Genomic DNA, 19,750 nt, shown 5'->3' with positions numbered 1-19,750 from the left:
GTTCGGAGAACGCCGGCAAGATCACCTCCTGCCCAGCACTGCAGCGAGGCGACCGTGAACCGCAGAAGTGTCCACTGTCTCGATGTTCTGTCGACGCTGACGCGCCCGCCGTGAACGGCAGGGACCACCAAGCAATTGAACGCGAAGCCGGCGAGGACCGAGGCCCTTCCCGGTCTCTTGGCGACGAAGGCCACGGTGATTGCATGTTCCGGCCTCCCACGTGGTCAGGCTGCGTGGGGTCTGCGCCGGAACCGTCAGGACTCGTCGCCGGCGGAGCGGTCGGCCCTGGTCAGCGTGTCGATCGCCGCGATACGGGCGCGATCACGCTCGGGATTCACGGTCAGCGCCATCACCACGGCACCGATGATCGCCACGACACCGAAGATCTCGAAGGCCGTCGTGTACCCCTCGGCCGGTGTCGACGCCGCATCGACGAGACGACCGGTGAGCCACGGCGCGAGGATGCCCGAGGTCGAAAACAATGCGGTGAAGACCCCCAGGGTGGATGCGACCTGACGCTCCGGGCTGATGTGCGCCACCGCGACATTCATCAGCGGATAGCTGGCCACCCCGGCTCCGTATCCCGCAACGACCAGGAACACCGCCAGCCACGTGCTGGTCACCAACGGGATGGCGGCCATCATGCCGCCACAGACGAACAATGCGACCGCCGAGACCATTCCGCGCGAGATCCGCACGGTCACGCCACGGCCGGCCAGCCGGTCGGTGATGTAGGACACCAACAACATCGAAGCCATCCCGGTCGCGCTCGGCAGGGCGAAGAGCAGCCCCGAGTCGACCCGGCTGAAGCCCAGCCCTTGCTCGAAGTAGGACGGCAGCCAGGTCAGAATCACTGCGACCATGCCATAGAGGGCGAACATGCCGAGTACCCCACCCCAGAAGGTGGGCAACGCGACAATCCGCAGGAGACTCACCCGTTTCACCTTGCCCGCGGTACCGGACTGGGCCACCTCGCGCGCACTGCTCACGGAGTACGGCCCGTCCTTTCCGACCATCAGCCATACGGCCGCCCACACCAGGCCGACGATCATCAGCGTCCAGAATGCGGACTTCCAGCCGTATGCCGCGACGATCACCGTGAGCGCTGGTGCCATCAGAATTTTCGACAGCGACGTACCGGAGCTGACCACCGCCGAGGGAAGGCCGCGTTTGTTCTTGGGGAACCACCCGAACACCGCGACGTTGTTCACAGCACTCGCGGGGCCTTCCGCCGCCCCGAGCAGTACGCGGCTGACGATCAGCGCGGTAAACGTGCCTACCAGCAGTACCGGGATCTGAACCAGCGACCACAGCAGGGCCAGAGCCAGAAGTACCCAGACGATGCGCACACGGTCGGCGATGAAGCCGCCCACCAACCCGGTGACCACGAACAGGACGTAGAAGACGCTCCCCAAGAGTCCGATGTCCGCGTTCGACAGACCCAGATCCTCGGACAGTGGTCGGGCGACGATCCCGAGTACGGCCTTGTCGGCGAAGTTGATCGTCTGCAAAATCATCACGAGGAACGTGATGCTCCATGCGGTGCGGGCGGTCGGAGCGCTCACCGCCGCGGTGGTCCTGGTGCCGCCGTCGGCGGGGTCGCCTGCCCGTTCGGCATCGTCCGTGACTGTCATGACGGCATCCTCGTCTTTGTCGTTGTGATGCAAGCCGTCTCCTTGGGCACTTTCCATGATCGACGTGTGAGTGCCGATCCACCCGGTCCGGCAGCCGCGCTTACCGATGGCTGATCGATAACTTGCATTGTCGCTCCAATCAGTGAGCACCGCACCTGACTTGCCCCCGGTAGTCGACGCGGACGGGGATGGACCTGTTCGTGAGGTATCGCTGCCCGGGGGCTGTGGCCGCCGACGGTCCGGACCGCTTACGCCGAGACGTCACCGTGGAGGGTGGTGCGGTTGGGCACCCGTTCCGGGCAGTCATGGCCGTGAATCGCGTAGTGCATGGTGCACTGGTTGTCCCGGAACCTGGCAAACGCGATCTGCGCCGGTGGATTTACGAACTGATCGCGGAATGCGAGCGTGCGCCGCTCGCGGAACGCCGCGCGCAGCGGTCTCGGAGCTCTGCTCGTCGATCGGTTCGTCCGGACGAACGCCGCCCACTGCAGCACCGATGGATCCAGTCAGGGGGGTGACACAAACCTTCACGAGGGCTCCCGGATGTCGGCTGGTTCTCCACGATGCGGATGACGGCAAAGGTCGGGCAAGTGGTGCCAGTCACAAACGTAACAGGTATCACCATTTATGTCGACAACAATTTTGAACCAGTTCAGGCGCACACCGACCGGGCGCACGACCACGGCAGGATCCGCACCCGAAGTGTTGTGCTGTTCATAGAGGCTCTCGATAACCCGCCCGGTTGTTCCCGTGCGACTGAATCAGTCGATGTACTCGGCGACCGAGAATTCGAGGTCCCGATCGACCTCCACGGACCCTTGTTTCGGATCGGTTCGGCCTTGAAACAGCGAGTTGAATGCGTCCGCCACCGCGTTGTGGAAGGAGTCCCGAGTGCTGCCGACCGAGGCGACCGCGCCGACGTAGGCCAGGCCCGGCGTGTACCGGATGGCCCGAGACCTTCTGTCGGAGTCGGGGCACAACAATCGATTGGAGGAGATGGAGCATGCACAGGCGGCTCGTGGTCCACCAGCCACCCATCGATCAGCGGCGGCAGTTGAGTAACGTCGTGACGGTTTCCTCTGGTCCGCGACACCGCCTACGGAGTCCGTGCCGGCCGGCGATCACAGGTACTTGCTGCCGCCGCGACCACGATCGACCGGTGACGGCCCGGTGTGATCTCTCTTTCGAGGGCTTGCGCATACGAGCCGTCGACCGCGACGTCATCCATCTCGAGCAACCCGGCGGTGCGCGCTTCCGCGCGCACCGCCACGTGCAGCCGGGGCCGCGCCCCGACGTCGGTCACATGCGCAACCCGCACCGGATGTCACTCCACTGCATCCGATCTTTCGGTGGACAACATGCCTCCAACCGGCGTTGGCGGGCCGGATGAAGACGACGCAGGCCGGAGCGAGACGATCGTCGATCGGCTCGTGTCCCGTGAACCGAGACCGGCGGTCAGGCCGAGGTGGAAGCAAGTGGCTTTCCGTGCCCGCGGATCGTCGGAAACAAGATCATCCGATACTGTCGACACGAGCCCCGGCGGTTCCGCGCTTCATCTGCCACGCCGAACTCGTTCTGGAACGGCCGGTCAAGGTGCAGCCACGTCCACGAGTTGCTTACCGAAGTTCTTGCCCGTCAACATCTCGATGAACGCCTTGGGTGCAGTGTGCAGTCCTGGGGCGAAATCTTCTCGGTAGCACACCTTGCCTTCACGGACCCATTGACCGATCTCCGCGATGGCACCCGGCCAGTACTCACGGTGGTCGGCGATGACGAAGGCAAACACGCTGACCCGATGCACCAGCAGATAACGCATTCCGGTGACGCCGTACGGCTTGTCGACGTTGTATTGACTTACGTTTCCGCACAATGCGATTCGTGCATGGTCATTGATCCGGGTCAGAACCGCATCGAAGATGGGGCCGCCCACGTTCTCGAAAAGTACGTCGACATAGTTCGGCGTAGCGGCAGCGAGCTGCTCGACGAAATCGGGGGCGCGATAGTCGAGACACTCGTCGAAGCCGAGTTCTTCTCGAACGTAACGGCATTTTTCGGGTCCCCCCGCGATGCCGATCGTTCGGGCACCGCGGATCTTTGCGAGCTGACCGACGACGGATCCGACCGCCCCCGATGCGGCGGTCACGACAACGGTCTCACCTGGCTGAGGCTTGGCCAGCTCGAGCAGTCCATAGTGCGCGGTCGCGCCCGTCATTCCGAGCACATGCAGAGCTGCCGAGGTTGGCCCTGCCTCCGTATCGACCATGCGGCATGTGGCGGGCGTGACGATCCCGTATGTCTGCCATCCGAGCATCCCGGTCACGATCGAGCCGACCGGAAGTGACGGCTCGTTGCTTTCGACGATTTCGCCGACGGTTGCACCAGGCATCAGGTCGCCGGGGTTGAGGTGCGGCACATATGACCGCAACGGGTCCATCATCGGCCGCATGTACGGATCCAACGACAGGTAGTGGATCTTCACCAGAGCCTCACCGGCACCGGGCACGGGTACGTCCACGCTGACGATATCGAAGTCGTCCTCCGTCACCATCCCCTCCGGATGTCGGCGCATGTGGACTTGTAGGTTCTGCTCACCCATGGGCTATTCTCCTTCGCTGTTCCGGTCAGCGGCCCAGAACGGGACGCAGCAGGCTCTCGGCGTTTCGGTACATGTAGGCGTCGAGCGCGTCGTCGGTCAGGTCCAACTCGACGGTTCTGAGCACCGACTCCGCAACGCCAGCAAAGGAGTACGCAGAGGCGTAGACGAAGCGGTTGGGCAGCCAGTTCACGCCCTTGACGAAGGTCTCGCCGCCCGGGGCGAACATATAGACGTCGGGCGAGACGAACACGTTGTGGACACCGGTCGCCTCGCTCTTGAAGGCGAGCGCCACGGCCTCATTGGCGTAGGGATAGCATCCGTGCCCCAGGATCACGGGCATCGACGGGTGCCGGCGGGCGACCCGGTCGAAGCGCACGGGATCGGTGTAACTGATGTCGGGGCCGGCCAGCGGACCGGACATGAACAGCAGCGGGACACCGAGATCGGCGATCTTCTCGTAGAGCGGGAACAACCGCTCATCGTCGGCATACATGGGTTCGCGGGCGAGGCCCGGTTCGAGGCAGACACCGACGAGCCCGTGTTCCTTCATCGCGATGTCGAGACCCTCGATGATCTCTTCCGTGGGCTTGTCGAAGTCGACACCGGCGAGCCCGAGGACGCGGTTGCCGGTGCGCGCGCTCAGCTCCGCGAGGTCGCTGTCTTCGATGTGGACGGGCACGGGACGGTTGACCGAGTGACGACCGTTCATAACGCCCAGTCGGACACCGACCGAATCCATTTCGTCGACAAGCGCCGCAATCGCACGGTCCTCGGCGTTCGGGAACGGATCCGTACTGATCGAGTACGAACGCGGCGTGGGCATCCCGAGAATCCGGTTCACCGCGCCCACCACGGTCGGCGTGAAGAAGTTGCGGTACGGGCCGGTAGGCGGACGAAGCCGGAAGTCGACGATCTTGCCACGGAGGCGGTCGAGGCGCTCGGCACTTCTGGTCTGGGTCATGTCCCCTCCTGGGATCGGGTGCTAGGACTTCGACCTGAACCCCGTCAGGTCTTGGATGACCACACTAGCCATCATCGCGTTTATTGTCGACATAAATATTGAAGGATGTCGGCGGCCCGCTTTTCGTCCGGGGTTTCGCGACCCACGTCCGATGCGCGATCGAGCCCTGGACCCCTGGCGATACACGCTGAAATTTATTAATGTCGACATAATTATTCGTCGACCCAGGAGTGAACATGCAAGCTGCACGCATCGTCGGTGACCCCGCCGGCGGCAAGGTCACGGTCATGGAGGTCCCGCGCCCCACCCCGGGCCCGGACGAAGTGCTCGTGAGGGTGAAAGCGTCGGCACTGAACCGGGGTGAAATCCTGCAGGCCGGTCGTGTCACCTCCGGCGACCCCGTCCCCATCGGGGTCGAGTTCGCGGGAGAGGTGGAACAAGTAGGAGCGCAGGTGCGGCGATGGCGCGTCGGAGATCGCGTCATGGGCCACGGAACCGGCGGGCAAGCCGAGTACGTGGTGGCCGCGCCGCTGGCCCTGATTCCGGTGCCGGACACGATCTCGTGGGTACAGGCCGCGGCCTTTCCCAACGTCTTCGTCACCGCTCACGACGCGTTGATCACCAATGCTCGAATGCGGCCGGGCGAAACGGTACTGGTGAATGCCGCGTCGAGCGGGATCGGGTTGGCCGCGATCCGGATCGCCCAGGCGATGGGAGCGGGCCGCATTGTCGCGACCACACGTTCGGACGACAAGGCCGAACGCCTGAAGGCGTTGGGGCTCGACTGCGTCGTCAACGTCTCGGTGCATGACCAGGTCGCCGAGGTCCTGGCCGCCACCGACGGAGCGGGTGTCGATGTCATCATCGACTCGGTCGGCGGGACGGTGTTCGAAGCGAATCTCGAGTGCCTGGCCGTGCAGGGACGCCTGGTGAACATCGGACGCCTCGGGTCCGCGACAGCGTCGATCGACCTCAACACCCTCTGGCTGAAGAGGCTGCACCTGATCGGCGTCACCTTCCGGACCCGCGCCGAAGCGGAACGCCTCGAGTGTGTTCAGGCCGCCGCACGCGACCTGATGGCACCGCTCGCTGCGGGACTGCTGAACATGCCGATCGACCGCACGTACCCGATCGAGGACATCGCCGCCGGACACGAGTACATGACGACCGATCGACACTTCGGCAAGATCGTCCTACTGGTGGACCCCGCGCTGGAAGAAGCCGCATGAACATCGCATCGCATCTGGACAAGTTCGAACGGCTGTGCGACCTGCGGGACCGGCTCCACCCCCTCGAGGACTTCGAACTGTGGTACTGGACCACGCTGACCGCAGGTACGAATGCCTACAACGCGTCACTGCACGACGCAGGCCTGACACGCGACGACAGGCTCTTTTCCACAATCCCCGGAGTCCACGTGGCACCTCAACCCGATGGCACGTATCGGCGGATCCTGTGCGGTCTCGGTGATGTGAGCCACGTGGGCTGGCCTTCCGTACCCCGGCCGATTCCGCCCGACATCGAGGCACTCGAACACGCCCTCGAAACCATCGAGCACCATCGCGACCCCTGCCTGCGCGGGTACCACACCCCGGACCGGCACATCGTCGACGAGTGCGAACACGCGTTCTCGCAGGTACGGGCCACGCTGACCACACGAACACGAGGATGACCGATGGACCCCGAACGACACTGCCACCTCGCACAACGAATCGAGCAGTCGATCGCGCTCTGCGGTGAGCAGGATTGGGAGATCACGATCGAAGCCGCGATGCTCGCGGGCACCCACTGGGCGAACTACGCGTTGCACCGACACGGCGTTTCGACGGAGGACGAGGACATCGTCCATACATCGATGCTGGTCGTGAACACTCTACGCAAGTACAAGATCGTCGAACCCGAATTGCTCGGTGCTCTCGACGAGATCGAGGAATTGCGCCCGCTGCATGTTCGCGGAGACGCGGCAGGCGGGCGTGACGCCGCACAACGTGCACGCGCTCTCCTCGAAGAGATTTCGATGCGCGCCCAGAAGTCCTGAGGCGCCGCACAGACAGGAGTTTCCCGTGATCGGTCAGATGATGCAGCAACCCCTGCTGGTCTCCTCGTTGCTCCGACATGCGGAGCGTCACCACGGTGGGCAGGAGATCGTCTCCCGGCGCGTCGAGGGCGATATCCACCGCTACACATTTCGCGATCTTGCCGACCGTTCGAGAAGACTCGCACAGGCATTGGAGCGTCTGGGCATCGAACCGGGCACCCGAGTAGCGACCCTGGCATGGAACGGCTACCGACATCTCGAACTCTACTATGCCGCTTCCGGTTCGGGTGCCGTCCTGCACACCGTCAACCCCCGGCTCCACCCGGACCAGATGGCGTGGATCATTGCCGATGCCGCCGACGACGTGCTCTTCTTCGATCTCACGTTCCTGCCACTCGTGCGTGAACTCGGTCCGCGACTCGCGAGCGTACGGCATTACGTCGTCATGAGCGACCGCGAGCACCTACCCGGCGACATCGGCGATGTCCTCGTGTACGAGGACCTCATCGCACAGGAATCCGGCAGCTACCAGTGGCCGACCTTCGACGAACAGACCGCATCCTCACTGTGCTACACCAGTGGCACGACAGGCAATCCCAAGGGTGTGCTCTACAGCCATCGGTCGACCGTTCTACACACGTTCGCCGTGGCCCTGCCCGATTCGATGGGCCTGTCGGCGAGCGACAGCGTGATGCCGGTGGTGCCCATGTTCCACGTCAACGCCTGGGGCCTGCCGTACGCGGCGTGCATGGTCGGAGCGAAGGTGGTCTTGCCCGGCGCCGATCTCGACGGCCGCTCCCTGTACGAGTTGCAGGAGGCCGAGCAGGTCACCCTCTCGGCGAGTGTACCGACAGTGTGGCAAGGCCAACTCCGGCACGCACAGGAGCACGGCGTGCGCTTCACGACGCTCGAACGGGCGGTGATCGGCGGCGCTGCGTGCCCTCCGTCCATGTTGCGCGAGCTCGAAAAGCTACACGGCGTCAACGTGATCCACGGGTGGGGCATGACCGAAACCAGTCCTTTCGGCACTGCGTCCGTACCGAAGCACACACATCAGGACGTCACGGACGACGAACGATTCGCGGTGCAGGCCAAACAGGGACGATGCGTGTTCGGGATGGATCTGAAGATCGTCGACGACGTCGGCAACGAACTCCCTTGGAACGGAAGGGCAGCCGGCCACCTCATGGCCCGGGGCCCGTGGGTACTGTCGACCTACTACCGCCGCGAGGAGGCCGATCCACTGATCGACGGATGGTTTCCCACTGGGGACATCGCAACCATCGACGCGGACGGATTCATGCAGATCACCGACCGCAGCAAGGACGTGATCAAGTCCGGCGGCGAGTGGATCAGTTCGATCGACCTCGAGAACATCGCCATGAGCCACCCGGGCATCGCCGCCGCAGCATGCATCGGTGTCCGCCATCGGAAATGGGACGAACGGCCATTGCTCGTCGTGGTCCGCGCTCCCGACGCGGATGTCACCGGCGAGGGGCTCCTCGCCTACTTCGAGGGCAAGGTCGCCAAGTGGTGGCTGCCGGACGATGTGGTGTTCGTCGATTCCCTGCCGATGGGTTCGACCGGCAAGGTGCTCAAGGCCCCGCTCCGAGAACGGTTCCAGGACCACCTGATGCCTTCCCGGACCAGGGTGTCGGCGACCTCGACCGAACACTGATCGCGCACGTTTCCTGTCGGCGGCGCTCTGGGTGGTCCGCCTTCGCCCAGGGGGTCGACAACCGACCCGAGAGATCGGCGCCGATCCCCGTGAGGGAATCGGCGCCGATCGTCGCGAGGTCCGACACTCACACGACGAGCAGAACACCGACGAGAGCGATCGAGGCCACCCATGCGGTGGAGACAGTGGCGAGAACAAACGGTCGAGGACCGACCTTCTTGATCAGCGATACTCGCACGCCGGCGCCGAGCGCGAACATCGCCGCGGTGAGCAGGAGCGTCTGGGCGCTCTTGGCCAGCGTCAGCGCGTTGTCGGGCACGATTCCGGTGGTGCGCAGCGCCGCACATGCCAGGAAGCCGAGGACGAAGAACGGCACCAGGGGCGGCCGTTCGGCCTGCCCGGTCGTATCGGTCGCCCGCCGGCGCTGCAGGATGCCCAAGGTTGCGATCACCGGTGCGAGCATCAGGACGCGGGCAAGCTTCACGATCGCGGCGACAGTCAGCGCGCCGCCGCCGATGATGCCGCCCACCGCGACCACCTGGGCCACCTCGTGGATCGCCCCGCCGGCCCACAGGCCCGCCACGGTGGGCTCCAGTCCCAATGCACCGGCCACGAGAGGAACCGTCGGGATCATGAGCGTACCGAAGATGACCACTAGCGCGACTGCGGTGAGGACCTCCTCTTCGTCCGCATCGACGACACCGTCCGTGGCAGCCACCGCCGCGGCTCCACAGATGGAGAAGCCACATGCGATGAGCACCCGCTGGGTCCACGAGAGTCCCAACAGCCTGCCGACAAGCATCGTGCCCACGATGCCCAAGGAGACAACGGCGACGACCACAGCCATGATCTTCCAGCCCAATCCGAAAATGTCGGCCAGCATCAGTTGCAGGCCGAGCAATGCGATGCCCACACGCAGCAGCTTCTTCGACGAGAAGGTCATCCCGGGCTGGAGTCGTTGGGGGACGGTGAGCAGGTTTGCGCCGACGGCCCCGATGACGATTGCAATCAGCAGGGGGCTGACCGCAGGCAGGAATCGAGCCGCTGCCATGGACAGGATCGCGACGATGAGGCACATCGCGACGCCGGGAGCCAGTTCACCACTGAGCTTCCCGATCCGTGACATGCCGGCGGGTGTGGCTTTCCGATGCGCGGTGGGACGCATCCGCTCTTGTATCGGGTTCATTGTTCAACAGTCGGGCATTTCAGAAGCCTTTGGTAGACACCAGAATACCAACACCCCATATCGATTCGATATGTTCTCAGCGGAAGTGTGACCAGCCCATGTCGACCAGACACATCGACGTTCGATCTCTCGAATTATTGTCAGGGATAGAGCAATACGGGAGCGTGGCGGCTGCGAGTCGGAGGGCGGGAATGGCCCCGCCGGACGCCGGCCGTCATATCCGGCATCTGGAGCGACGTTTCGGCACGCAGCTGCTCCAACGCAATCCGACCGGCTCCACTCTCACCCCGCACGGACGGACGATCATGGAGGCTGCCCGAAAAGTGTTGGAGGCCATCTCCGATATGGTCGCCGTGGCGGAGGGATTGCGCCACGACGAACATGCCCAACTCGACGTGTGCGCCAGCACGACGATCGCGGAGCAGTTGATGCCCGTGTGGCTGAACCACTACCGTGGACGGTTTCCCGACGTAGGGATACACCTACAGGTTCGGAATTCGACACAGGTGCTCGAGCAGGTGCACGACGGTTGCTGTCATCTGGGCTTTGTCGAGTGCCCGGATGTTCCGGAGTTCGCACACAGCGCCGTGGTCGCCCACGACCGTCTCGTCGTCGTCGTGAATTCGGCTCATCCGTGGGCGCGTCGTGCGGCACCGATCACCGTCTCGGAGTTGGCTGCCACCCCGCTGTTGGTTCGTGAGGTGGGTTCCGGAACCCGCATGACCATCGATCGCGCGTTGGACGGACACACCGCATCGCCGTTGCTCGAACTGGGGAGCACAGGAGCGATACGCAACAGCGTGCTCGCTGGCATAGGTCCGGCGGTGGTGAGCGGCCTCGCCGTCGCGGACGATCTCGCATCGGGCGCCCTGCGTCAGGTCTACGTGCACGGCCTGAAACTCGAACGGACTCTTCGTGCGGTCTGGAGAGCCGACCGGCCATTGTCCAGGGCTGCCCACGATCTTGTTTCTCTGGTGACTAATTCCGGTGAAAGCAGATGCGCCGGTAGGTGACTCGAGAAATTCAGGCCGACGTGCCAGTGCCCGCCACTGTGTTCACGGGGGCGGGCACTGGCAGGGTTCGGCGGTTGCGGCGGTTACAGCGCCTTGAGTTCCTCGGTGACCTCGGAGACCATCTTCTTCGCGTCGCCGAAGAGCATGGAGGTGTGGTCGGCGGTGAACAGCGGGTTGTCGATGCCGGCGTAGCCGGAGCTCATCGAGCGTTTGAGCACGATGACCGACTTGGACTGGTCGACGTTGAGGATGGGCATGCCGTAGATCGGGCTGGACGAATCCTGCCGGGCGGCGGGGTTGGTGACGTCGTTGGCGCCGATGACGACGGTGACGTCGGTGCGGGAGAACTCGCCGTTGATGTCGTCCATCTCCTTGAGCGCCTCGTACGGCACCTCGGCCTCGGCGAGCAGGACGTTCATGTGCCCGGGCATCCGGCCGGCGACCGGGTGGATGGCGTACTTGACCTCCACGCCCTTCTCCTCGAGCAGCGCCGCCATCTCCTTGACCGCGTGCTGCGCCTGCGCCACCGCCAGCCCGTACCCGGGCACCACGATGACCTGGTTGGCGTAGGCCATCTGGACCGCGGCATCGGAGGCGGAGGTCGCCTTGACGGTGCCGCCGGCCCCGCCCGCGGCCGCACCGGCACCGCCGTCGCCGCCGAACGAGCCGAACACGATCGCCGGGATGGACCGGTTCATCGCCTTGGCCATCAGGTTGGTCAGGATCGAACCCGACGCACCGACGATCATGCCGGCGACGATCATCGCCTGGTTGTTCAGCGCCAGGCCGGCCGCCGCGGCCGACAGGCCGGTCAGGGCGTTGAGCAGCGAGATGACCACCGGCATGTCGGCGCCGCCGATCGGCAGCACCACGAACAGGCCCATCAGCCCGGCCACGACGAGCAGCGCGACGATCCACACCGCCGAGGTCGGATCGTTCGCCGGGTCGGCCGCGAGTCCGATGTACACGGCGAGCGCGATCGCCGCGAGCGCGAGCACGATGTTCGCCAGCTGGAAGGCCTTGGCCGCGCCGACGAGGCGGCGCTCGAGGTTCTTGTTCAGCAGCTCCTGCAGCTTGGCGAACGCCACCAGCGAACCCCAGAACGACACCGATCCGATGATCGCGGCGAACAGCGAGCCGACCACCACGGGCACCGTCGGTTCCTCGGCGAGGGTGGTGAAGCCGTCCGAGTCGAGGAACTCCGCCCACGCGATCAGCGCGACGGTGCCGCCACCGACGCCGTTGAACAGCGCCACCAGCTGCGGCATCGCCGTCATCTTCGTGCGCAGCGCCGGCGGGACGCCCAGGACGACGCCGACGACCAGGCCGGCGACGATCCAGCTCCAGTTGTCGGTGTCGCGGATGTCGATCAGCACGGCGAGCACCGCCACGGCCATGCCGACCGCGGCGATGTAGTTGCCGCGGACCGCGGTCTTCGGGCCGGTCAGGCCCATCAGACCGTAGATGAACATCGCGAACGCGACGATGTACAGGACGGAGACGAGGTAGCTCATTTCGCGTCGGCTCCCTTCTGCTCCGCCGGGGCGGCCGACACCGGCACCCGCTTCTTGGGCTTGAACATCGCGAGCATGCGGTCGGTGACGACGAAGCCACCGACGACGTTCAGCGTGCCGAACACCAACGCGACGAACAGGATGACCTTGATGCTCCACGGCGCGCCGGCCGGCAGGTGGCCGAAGACCACCAGCGCACCGAGCACCACGATGCCGTGGATGGCGTTGGTGCCCGACATCAGCGGGGTGTGCAAGGTGTTGGGCACCTTCGAGATCACGGCGAAGCCCACGAACCCGGCCAGGACCAGGATCGCGATGTTCGCCAACAGTTCGGTATACATCTACGCCCCCCAGATCGACGCGGAGTATTCATGCCACTCCGACGGTTCGTGTACTTGTACGGAAATCAGCCGGTCGAGTGCTACGACCGCGACGGCCGACGTCCACAACACCGAGGTGGTGAGCAGGTTGCCGAGGGTCTTCAACGGAGTACTCCCACCCTCGTGGCCGAGTCGTCCGCCTCGGCGGTGCGGGTCACGCAGGCGCCGTCGAGGATCTCGTCCGAGAAGTCCGGCGCCAGGGCACCGGACTCGTCGAGCATCAGCTCGAGCAGGGCCACGACGTTCTTCGAATACAGCTGCGAGGCGTGCTCAGGCATGGTCGCGGGCAGATTCAGCGGCGAGCAGATGGTCACGCCGTGCTTGACCACCGTGCGTCCGGGTTCGGTCAGCTCGCAGTTGCCGCCGGTCTCGCCGGCCAGATCCACCACCACCGAGCCGGGCTTCATGCCCTCCACGGCGGCGGCGGTCACCAGCCGCGGCGCGGGCCGGCCCGGCACCAGCGCGGTGGTGATCACCACGTCGAAGCCCTTGATGGCCTCCTCGAGCGCCGCCTGCTGCTGCGCACGCTCGTCGGCGGTGAGTTCGCGGGCGTAGCCGCCCTCACCGGCGGCGTCGATGCCCAGATCGAGCCACTGCGCACCGACCGACCGCACCTGGTCGGCGACCTCCGGACGCACGTCGTAGCCGGTGGCGCGCCCGCCCAGGCGCTTGGCCGTGGCCAGCGCCTGCAACCCGGCCACCCCCACACCGAGCACCAGCACCGTCGCCGGCTTGACCGTGCCCGCGGCGGTGGTGAGCATCGGGAAGAACCGCGTCGACTCCGACGCGGCGACCAGCACCGACTTGTACCCGGCGACGTTCGCCTGCGACGACAGCGCGTCCATCACCTGCGCCCGGGAGATCCGCGGGATCGACTCGACGGCGAACGCCTGCACCCCGGCCGCGGCCAGCGCCCCGATCTGGTTCTGCGCGTTGCGCGGGGCGAGGAACCCGATCAGCGCCTGCCCCGACCGCATCCGGGCGACCTCCGCATCCGACGGCGGCGCCACCTTGAGCACCACATCCGCCGACCACGCATCCCCGATCCGCGCACCGGCCTCGACGTAGGCCTCGTCCGGGATCAGCGCACCGAGCCCGGCCCCGGACTCGACGACCACGTCGAGCCCCTTCTTGATCAACGACGGGACGATCATCGGCACCAGCGCGACCCGCCGCTCGCCGTCGCCCGTTTCCCGAACGACGCCGACGGCGAGAACGGGCGGGGCCCCGTATCGAGTGGTATCCATGAAGCAACTTTCTTTGTTCGAGCGAAACCTACCGCCGCCCTGCACGGACGACCGGCGGGAGGCATCGCATGATGGCGAGCGATCGGTTGTTGCCCCGATCTACAGTTGTTCGCCGCAATCCGTCATCACATGGTCGGTATACGGGAGTTCCGAGGTGTTCTCCTCCAAGACCCAGGCACTGACCTTGTCCCACTTCTCTTGGTCGATCCGGTACGTCCAGGACAGGTGCGTGCGATCCCAGATCTTCTCCGCGGTCTCCTGCGGGACCGCCAGCAACGTCGACAGTTTCTGCGCTCCCGCGTCGCGATTCGCATCGTCGGCGATCCATGCGCCCGCGCGGTTCATCGCCGTGCAGAACCCGTCCACGATCCCGGGGTGCTGCTGCTGGAACGGGGCGGTAGTTGTCCACATGGTCTGCATTCCGAAGGTTCCCGCTTCGCCTCCGGTCCCGTCCAGGGAATTCGCCAGCGTGCGGACATCGAGTCCGTGTTGTTCCAGCAGGGCGACCGTGGATGTCGCGCCCACTGTTGCATCGACCTTTCGATTGCGCACGGCCGGTTCCATGGTGGCACCGGAGCCCACCGCGACATACGTGACGCTGTCGGGGTCGAGACCGTGATCGGCGATGACGCTGCGCGCGAACTTCTCGGAGAAGCTGCCGCGCTGCACGACGCCGACCTGTCTTCCGGCGAGAGCCGAAATGTCCTCGATTCCACTGTCTGCCAAAGTGACCAGCGACATGTCGAGCCGGCCGAACGGCGGAATCGTGAGGATGTCCTGTCCTTGGGCCATGGCCGGCATCACATTTTCCGGCGTTCCGACGGCGATCTGTGTTGTGCCGCCGATGAGTGCTGCGGTCAGTTCCGGTCCGGAGACGGAGTTGACGGTGTCGACCCGCAACCCCACGTCCGTGAAGAATCCCTCTTCCTGCGCCACCAGCAGCGGAAACGTGAGGGAGTTGCTGTTCATGTTGCCGACGGTGACCGAGGTGAACCCGTCCTCTGCCGTGGCGGATTCCGGTCCGCCGCATGCGACCAGTGCACCCACCGAAACCAAAGCGCCCACTACGGCGAGCGTGCTGCGGGATCTCGACATCGATTCTCCTTGAAATGTTGAAACTCTTGTGTGGGTCACTCGACCGGCGACATCAGTGCAGCTGCGCGCGAAGGCGCTCATAGATCGACTGGTATTGACTGTCCCCGGCAATGGCGGCGAGGTCACGGGGACGATCGAGGTCGACTCTCACGTCGTCGAGGACCTTTCCCTCGCCCATGAGGACGATCCGGTCCGCCAGGGCGACGGCTTCGCCCAGGTCGTGCGTGACGAAGACGACCGTGCGATGCTCCTCCTGTTGCCACAGCTGGAGGAACTCCTGTTGCACCGACAGTCGTGTGTTTACGTCCAAAGCCGCGAACGGCTCGTCCATCAGCAGCACGTCCGGATTCAGTGCCCAGGTTCGAGCCAGCGCCACTCGTTGCCGCATTCCCTGTGACAATTGCCACGGCCAGAGCCGCTCTGCCTCGCCGAGGTGGACCGCGTTCAGCCATCGGCGTGCGATGCCGCGACGCTCCGACTTGCTCATTCCGCGCAGCTCGAGACCGTACTCCACATTGCGCAGCGCAGTTCGCCAGGGCAGCAGCGCATCTCGTGCCGGCATGAAACCGAGGTGATTTCGGGCTGAACGTGGCTTCTTGTCGAGGACCGAGACCGTGCCCTCGGTAGGTTCGACCAGGCCGGCCACCATGTTGAGCAGTGTCGTCTTTCCGCATCCGCTGCGTCCGACTACGGCTGTGAATTCCCCTGCAGGAATGGACAGGTCGATGTGGGACAGCACCGTCCGTATACCGCCGGCAGGATTGGGGAAGTCGACCTTCACTCCGGTGAGCACGATCGCGTCGTGACGACGATCCTGCGTCGCATGTGCAGTGGGGACAGAGCTCTGTCGCGCCATCGAGGTTGTGCTCACTTCTTCACTCCAGTTCATTTCCGAGCAACGGATCTGTCAGCGGTCGACCGGCGGTTGCCAGCGCAGGAACCGGCGTTCGGCCAATCCCATGACCTGATTGAGGACGACTGCGATACCTGCGAGCAGCAGGAGGATCGCATAGACCGCCTCCATCCGATAGGTTGCGGAGTACGTTGCAATCAACTGGCCGAGCCCGTTTCGCGCCGATATCAGTTCGGAACCGACGACGCCGAGCAGGGAGTAGATCAGTCCGAGCCGGAGCCCCGCGAAGATGGCCGGAGTTGCCACCGGGAGGAGCACCTTCAGAAAGATCTGGTGCTTACGCGCTCCGAGAACGGTGGACATACGCAGCCACTCCGCATCCGTGGACCGCACGCCGGCACGAGCGCCTGACAGCACAAGGAAGAACACCAGCGTGGACGCCAAGGCGACCTTCGCGGATGTATTGATGCCCAGGGCGACGATGAACAACGGCGCAAGAGCAATACGGGGCATGGCATTGGCCGCTTCGAGATACGGCGTGAGCACGCGCTCTACCCGGGGCAGCAGACCCAGGGCCACGCCGACGACGACGCCGACCGCCCCGGCAAGTATCCAGGCGATGAGGACGGCGATCATCGTGTATCGGGTGTTGCTCCACAGCTCACCGGATTGCGCTGCGACGACAATGTAGTCCCACGACTGTCCGGGAGACTTCGCGAGGACGGGGTCGAGCCATTGCTGTGTGGCTGTCAGTTGCCACAGTCCCAACCACACCACGGCAAGCAGGATCTGTGCCGCGAGAACCACTACGTTCTCCCGCGAGAAACGTACCCGCCTGCCCCGGGATCTCGCGCGGTCCTTCTTCTGGGTCGAGGGATCGTCAGTGAGTTGCATGGATGCTCCGATCGGTGGCCACGAACGACGTTGACGTTCGTTCCGCCCGCTTCTTTCGTCAGGGAGTTCGCTCATGGCGAGCGGTCGGTCGCGCCTGCGGGCCCAATGGCACTTTCGGCCCGAACACCGCGGGGATTCAGATCGGCTTCTCGCCGTGGAGGGTGACGCGATTCAGGACGCGCTCTTGGTCGCCGTAGCCGTGCACGGCGTAGTGCATGGTGCAACGGTTGTCCCACATGACCACGTCGCCCTCCCGCCAGCTGTGCCGATAGACGTTGTCCGGGGAGACCGAGTTCCGGTAGAGGTACTCGAGCAGGGCTTCACCCTCCTCGCGGGTCCATCCCTCGATGCACACGTTCTCGCGGTGTCCGACGTACAGCGCCTTCCGTCCGGTTTCGGGATGGGTGCGCACAAGTGGGTGCACTGCGCTGGGAATGTCGGCTTTCGCCACTTCCAGCATGCGCCCGAGCCGTGTCCCGTGGAATCGGATCCGGAGAGTGTCGAGAACCCTCCGCATGTCCGGGCTCAGTCGTTCATAGGCGCGGTACTGGTTCGACCACATCGTGTCGCCGCCAACCGGAACCGTGACGGCGGACAGGATGGAAATCTTCGGGGGCACTTCGGTGAACGCAGCGTCGTAGTGCCACGCCTCGGTGGCCGTCGTTTCCTTCCTGACGTTGGCGATCTGGACAACTTCAGGATTGCCGTCGAGCGGATTGAGCATTGCTGTGACGACAGGATCACCCCACCATCGCGCGAACTCCACCTGAGCTGAAGGCTTGATGTGCTGATCGGGGAACACCAGAGTGCAGTGTGTGAGAAATGCCTCGTGCAGTTCGTCGAACACAGTTGCGTCGAGGGGCTCATCGAGCCGAATTCCCTCGACGGAGGCACCGATCGTGCCGGTGAGGGGAGTGATCTCGAGCTTCATAACTTGACCTCACTTCTGAAGTGCGCCTTGGGGGCGCGCGGCCAGCGAGTGTTGCAGATCACAAGCTAACACTCGGTCCTGTTTATGTCGACAAAAATCTTGAAAGAAGAGCCGTCTACGGCGGCCTGCCCGTCGGAGGTGTGAACACCGCTCTTCGGTGGGGTAAGAGGCCGCACGTCGAGGAGTGCCGACCTGGGCTCGAGACTCAAGACCGGATACAATTGCCGTCGACAATAAACTGAGCTTGTCCACTACGAATCAGGGCAAGGCGGCGAAGAATTCACGCAGGAGTGTGACGCATGGCACGCCGGAGAACCCAAGACCTGCCCGACCCCTCTGCGCTAGTGCTCCCTCGCAACGAGTGGATGGTCGCCATCGAGCAGGCAATTCTGCGTCGGCAGCAAGAGGCCATAGCCGCCACCCCGCTGCCGGAGCAAATCGCCGCCAGGCTCGCAGCAATCATCGTTCTCGATTACGTTCATGCAGGCCAGCGCCTCCTGGAGCAGGACATCAGCGCCGCGCTCAAGGTGAGTCGGGCACCGGTACGTGAGGCACTGCGCATCCTCGAACGTGATCGACTTGTCGAGTTCCAGGCGCGTCGCGGAGCGACGGTTCCGGTGCCGCGAGCGAAGGACCTCGGCGACGTCTTCGATGTCCGGTCCCGGCTCTATGGACTGATCCTTCGCCAGGAAATGCTGGAACAGCACGAGGATCTGGTCGCGTTGTTCGACCGCCATATTCCACGAATCATCCAGGCGGCTGATGAGTCGGTCGACGCATACGCCGTCGCCACCTTCCTTCTCAACAGTGAGGTGGCGGAACTGTCGGACAACCGCATCCTTGCCGACCTGCTCCAATCCGTGTCCCTGCAGACGCTGCGGTACGTGCGTTTGGCTCTCGCGGCCAACCCCGACACCATCAGGCTCAATCTGGAGGGTTGGCGGGCCCTGCACCAGGCGATTCGCGACGGTGACATCGAACTTGCCGTGAATCTGGCCCGGAACAGGATCGCCAGGATCCGCGCTTCTGCCGAGGAGCATCTGGGCAGCGACGAGACGGAAGCCGAGGACAGCTTCGTCGAGGCCGGCTCATGAGTGCACGCACTCGGCCTCGCCGGGGGGCCGACGGCGTGAACCGGATCCGTCGAGTGTCGACAGACCCGGCGACTTGGAAATGACGCTCTTCATGACCTCACCGGTACCGCCGAAGATGGGGTGACGCAGGTATGGGCGTACAGGCGGGCGATGGGATGTTCGGTCATGCAGCTGTCCTCGCCGTGCAGTTGCAGACACTTGTCGATGACCCGCGCCTGCATCTCAGTACAGAATCGATTCACCTTCGCCGGATCCGACGGGCACCGGCGCGGGAAACCGTACCTTGTTTCAGTCCGTAGTTCACAGCCGTCGGGCCCCTCGGACGTCGAGTATCCGGGCGACCATGTCGCTCAGCAGCGACAGGGTGAGGTAGCCATGCGTGATGGGTCCGCCGAAGGGGGCTTTCGGTGCGGATGCGATCGACGTCGACGTGAATCCACTGGTGATCGTCGGTGGCCTCGGCAAAGAGATCGACACGATCCTGGGTGATCTCGATCCAGTCGCCGCTGGGGAGCCGTTGTCCGCCGAGACTGGCAGGTCGTCGGGCTCGTCGATGGTGGTGGACATCGTTTCCCTTCTTTCGAGCGTGCGGGGTGGGCCGCAACGCGTCCTCGGTGGTGTCCGCCTGGTGGATAC

General features: G+C 64.6%; 17 protein-coding genes and 2 pseudogenes. 6 read left to right on the top strand and 13 right to left on the bottom strand.

Annotated elements, in window-relative coordinates; all coding sequences use genetic code 11:
- Positions 1-254 precede the first annotated feature (254 nt).
- The 3 genes from HFP48_RS27525 to HFP48_RS27515 all read right to left on the bottom strand — a co-directional run bounded on the left by HFP48_RS27525 (position 255) and on the right by HFP48_RS27515 (position 5,191).
- Positions 255-1,784 (bottom strand): MFS transporter, encoded by a 1,530-nt coding sequence (locus HFP48_RS27525; protein WP_246872490.1) that lies wholly within the window; start codon positions 1,782-1,784, stop codon positions 255-257.
- 1,438 nt (positions 1,785-3,222) lie between these two features.
- On the bottom strand, positions 3,223-4,230 hold the full coding sequence (locus tag HFP48_RS27520) for an NADP-dependent oxidoreductase (RefSeq protein WP_168580447.1): 1,008 nt from the start codon (positions 4,228-4,230) through the stop codon (positions 3,223-3,225).
- Positions 4,231-4,255: 25 nt separating this feature from the next.
- Positions 4,256-5,191, bottom strand: coding sequence for an amidohydrolase family protein (locus tag HFP48_RS27515; protein WP_168580446.1), 936 nt, complete (start codon positions 5,189-5,191; stop codon positions 4,256-4,258).
- 236 nt (positions 5,192-5,427) lie between these two features.
- Here HFP48_RS27515 and HFP48_RS27510 point away from each other — a divergent pair, with 236 nt between their 5' ends.
- From HFP48_RS27510 to HFP48_RS27495, 4 genes are read left to right on the top strand one after another with little or no spacing between them, the layout of a single operon-like run.
- Positions 5,428-6,420: a zinc-binding dehydrogenase gene (locus tag HFP48_RS27510; protein WP_168580445.1), complete on the top strand. Its 993-nt coding sequence runs from the start codon at positions 5,428-5,430 to the stop codon at positions 6,418-6,420.
- Complete coding sequence (locus tag HFP48_RS27505; protein WP_168580444.1) at positions 6,417-6,863, top strand: hypothetical protein; 447 nt, start codon at positions 6,417-6,419, stop codon at positions 6,861-6,863. The genes HFP48_RS27510 and HFP48_RS27505 overlap by 4 nt, the downstream gene beginning before the upstream one ends.
- Positions 6,864-6,866: 3 nt before the next feature.
- Positions 6,867-7,229 carry a hypothetical protein gene (locus HFP48_RS27500; RefSeq protein WP_168580443.1) on the top strand — a complete coding sequence of 121 codons (363 nt, stop codon included), beginning with the start codon at positions 6,867-6,869 and terminating at the stop codon, positions 7,227-7,229.
- A 25-nt stretch (positions 7,230-7,254) separates the two neighbouring features.
- A complete protein-coding gene (locus HFP48_RS27495; RefSeq protein WP_168580442.1) occupies positions 7,255-8,907 on the top strand; it encodes a 3-(methylthio)propionyl-CoA ligase in 1,653 nt (550 codons plus the stop codon).
- A 127-nt stretch (positions 8,908-9,034) separates the two neighbouring features.
- Here HFP48_RS27495 and HFP48_RS27490 read toward each other — a convergent pair whose 3' ends face one another.
- On the bottom strand, positions 9,035-10,033 hold the full coding sequence (locus HFP48_RS27490) for a YeiH family protein (RefSeq protein WP_231772954.1): 999 nt from the start codon (positions 10,031-10,033) through the stop codon (positions 9,035-9,037).
- 158 nt (positions 10,034-10,191) lie between these two features.
- Between HFP48_RS27490 and HFP48_RS27485 the strand changes: the two genes are divergently transcribed.
- Positions 10,192-11,106 (top strand): LysR family transcriptional regulator, encoded by a 915-nt coding sequence (locus HFP48_RS27485; protein ID WP_168580441.1) that lies wholly within the window; start codon positions 10,192-10,194, stop codon positions 11,104-11,106.
- 83 nt (positions 11,107-11,189) lie between these two features.
- Here the strand turns inward: HFP48_RS27485 and HFP48_RS27480 are convergent, their stop codons facing one another.
- From HFP48_RS27480 to HFP48_RS27450, 7 genes are all read right to left on the bottom strand, one after another.
- Positions 11,190-12,620 (bottom strand): NAD(P)(+) transhydrogenase (Re/Si-specific) subunit beta, encoded by a 1,431-nt coding sequence (locus HFP48_RS27480; protein ID WP_050035005.1) that lies wholly within the window; start codon positions 12,618-12,620, stop codon positions 11,190-11,192.
- Positions 12,617-12,961, bottom strand: coding sequence for an NAD(P) transhydrogenase subunit alpha (locus HFP48_RS27475; protein ID WP_006940142.1), 345 nt, complete (start codon positions 12,959-12,961; stop codon positions 12,617-12,619). The genes HFP48_RS27480 and HFP48_RS27475 overlap by 4 nt, the downstream gene beginning before the upstream one ends.
- 140 nt (positions 12,962-13,101) lie before the next feature.
- Positions 13,102-14,247 (bottom strand): Re/Si-specific NAD(P)(+) transhydrogenase subunit alpha, encoded by a 1,146-nt coding sequence (locus tag HFP48_RS27470; RefSeq protein ID WP_168580440.1) that lies wholly within the window; start codon positions 14,245-14,247, stop codon positions 13,102-13,104.
- A gap of 99 nt (positions 14,248-14,346) precedes the next feature.
- On the bottom strand, positions 14,347-15,342 hold the full coding sequence (locus HFP48_RS27465; protein ID WP_168580439.1) for an ABC transporter substrate-binding protein: 996 nt from the start codon (positions 15,340-15,342) through the stop codon (positions 14,347-14,349).
- Positions 15,343-15,394: 52 nt separating this feature from the next.
- Positions 15,395-16,213, bottom strand: coding sequence for an ABC transporter ATP-binding protein (locus HFP48_RS27460; protein WP_231772255.1), 819 nt, complete (start codon positions 16,211-16,213; stop codon positions 15,395-15,397).
- 36 nt (positions 16,214-16,249) lie between these two features.
- On the bottom strand, positions 16,250-17,089 hold the full coding sequence (locus HFP48_RS27455) for an ABC transporter permease (RefSeq protein ID WP_168580438.1): 840 nt from the start codon (positions 17,087-17,089) through the stop codon (positions 16,250-16,252).
- A 136-nt stretch (positions 17,090-17,225) separates the two neighbouring features.
- Positions 17,226-18,020, bottom strand: coding sequence for a TauD/TfdA family dioxygenase (locus HFP48_RS27450; protein ID WP_168580437.1), 795 nt, complete (start codon positions 18,018-18,020; stop codon positions 17,226-17,228).
- 365 nt (positions 18,021-18,385) lie between these two features.
- Between HFP48_RS27450 and HFP48_RS27445 the strand changes: the two genes are divergently transcribed.
- Entirely contained in the window at positions 18,386-19,114 is a 729-nt protein-coding gene (locus HFP48_RS27445) for a GntR family transcriptional regulator (RefSeq protein ID WP_231772256.1), read from the top strand.
- Positions 19,115-19,174: 60 nt separating this feature from the next.
- Here the strand turns inward: HFP48_RS27445 and HFP48_RS27440 are convergent.
- Both HFP48_RS27440 and HFP48_RS31770 read right to left on the bottom strand, forming a co-directional pair.
- Positions 19,175-19,371 (bottom strand): annotated as a pseudogene (locus tag HFP48_RS27440) (acyl-CoA dehydrogenase family protein); the annotation flags it as partial.
- 94 nt (positions 19,372-19,465) lie between these two features.
- A pseudogene (locus HFP48_RS31770) lies at positions 19,466-19,610 on the bottom strand (MaoC/PaaZ C-terminal domain-containing protein); the annotation flags it as partial.
- Positions 19,611-19,750: the final 140 nt, after the last annotated feature.

Origin of the sequence: Rhodococcus sp. DMU1, assembly GCF_012272955.1 — a bacterium.
GTDB lineage: Bacteria > Actinomycetota > Actinomycetes > Mycobacteriales > Mycobacteriaceae > Rhodococcus > Rhodococcus aetherivorans.
This window is presented reverse-complemented; position numbering and strand designations above follow the sequence as displayed.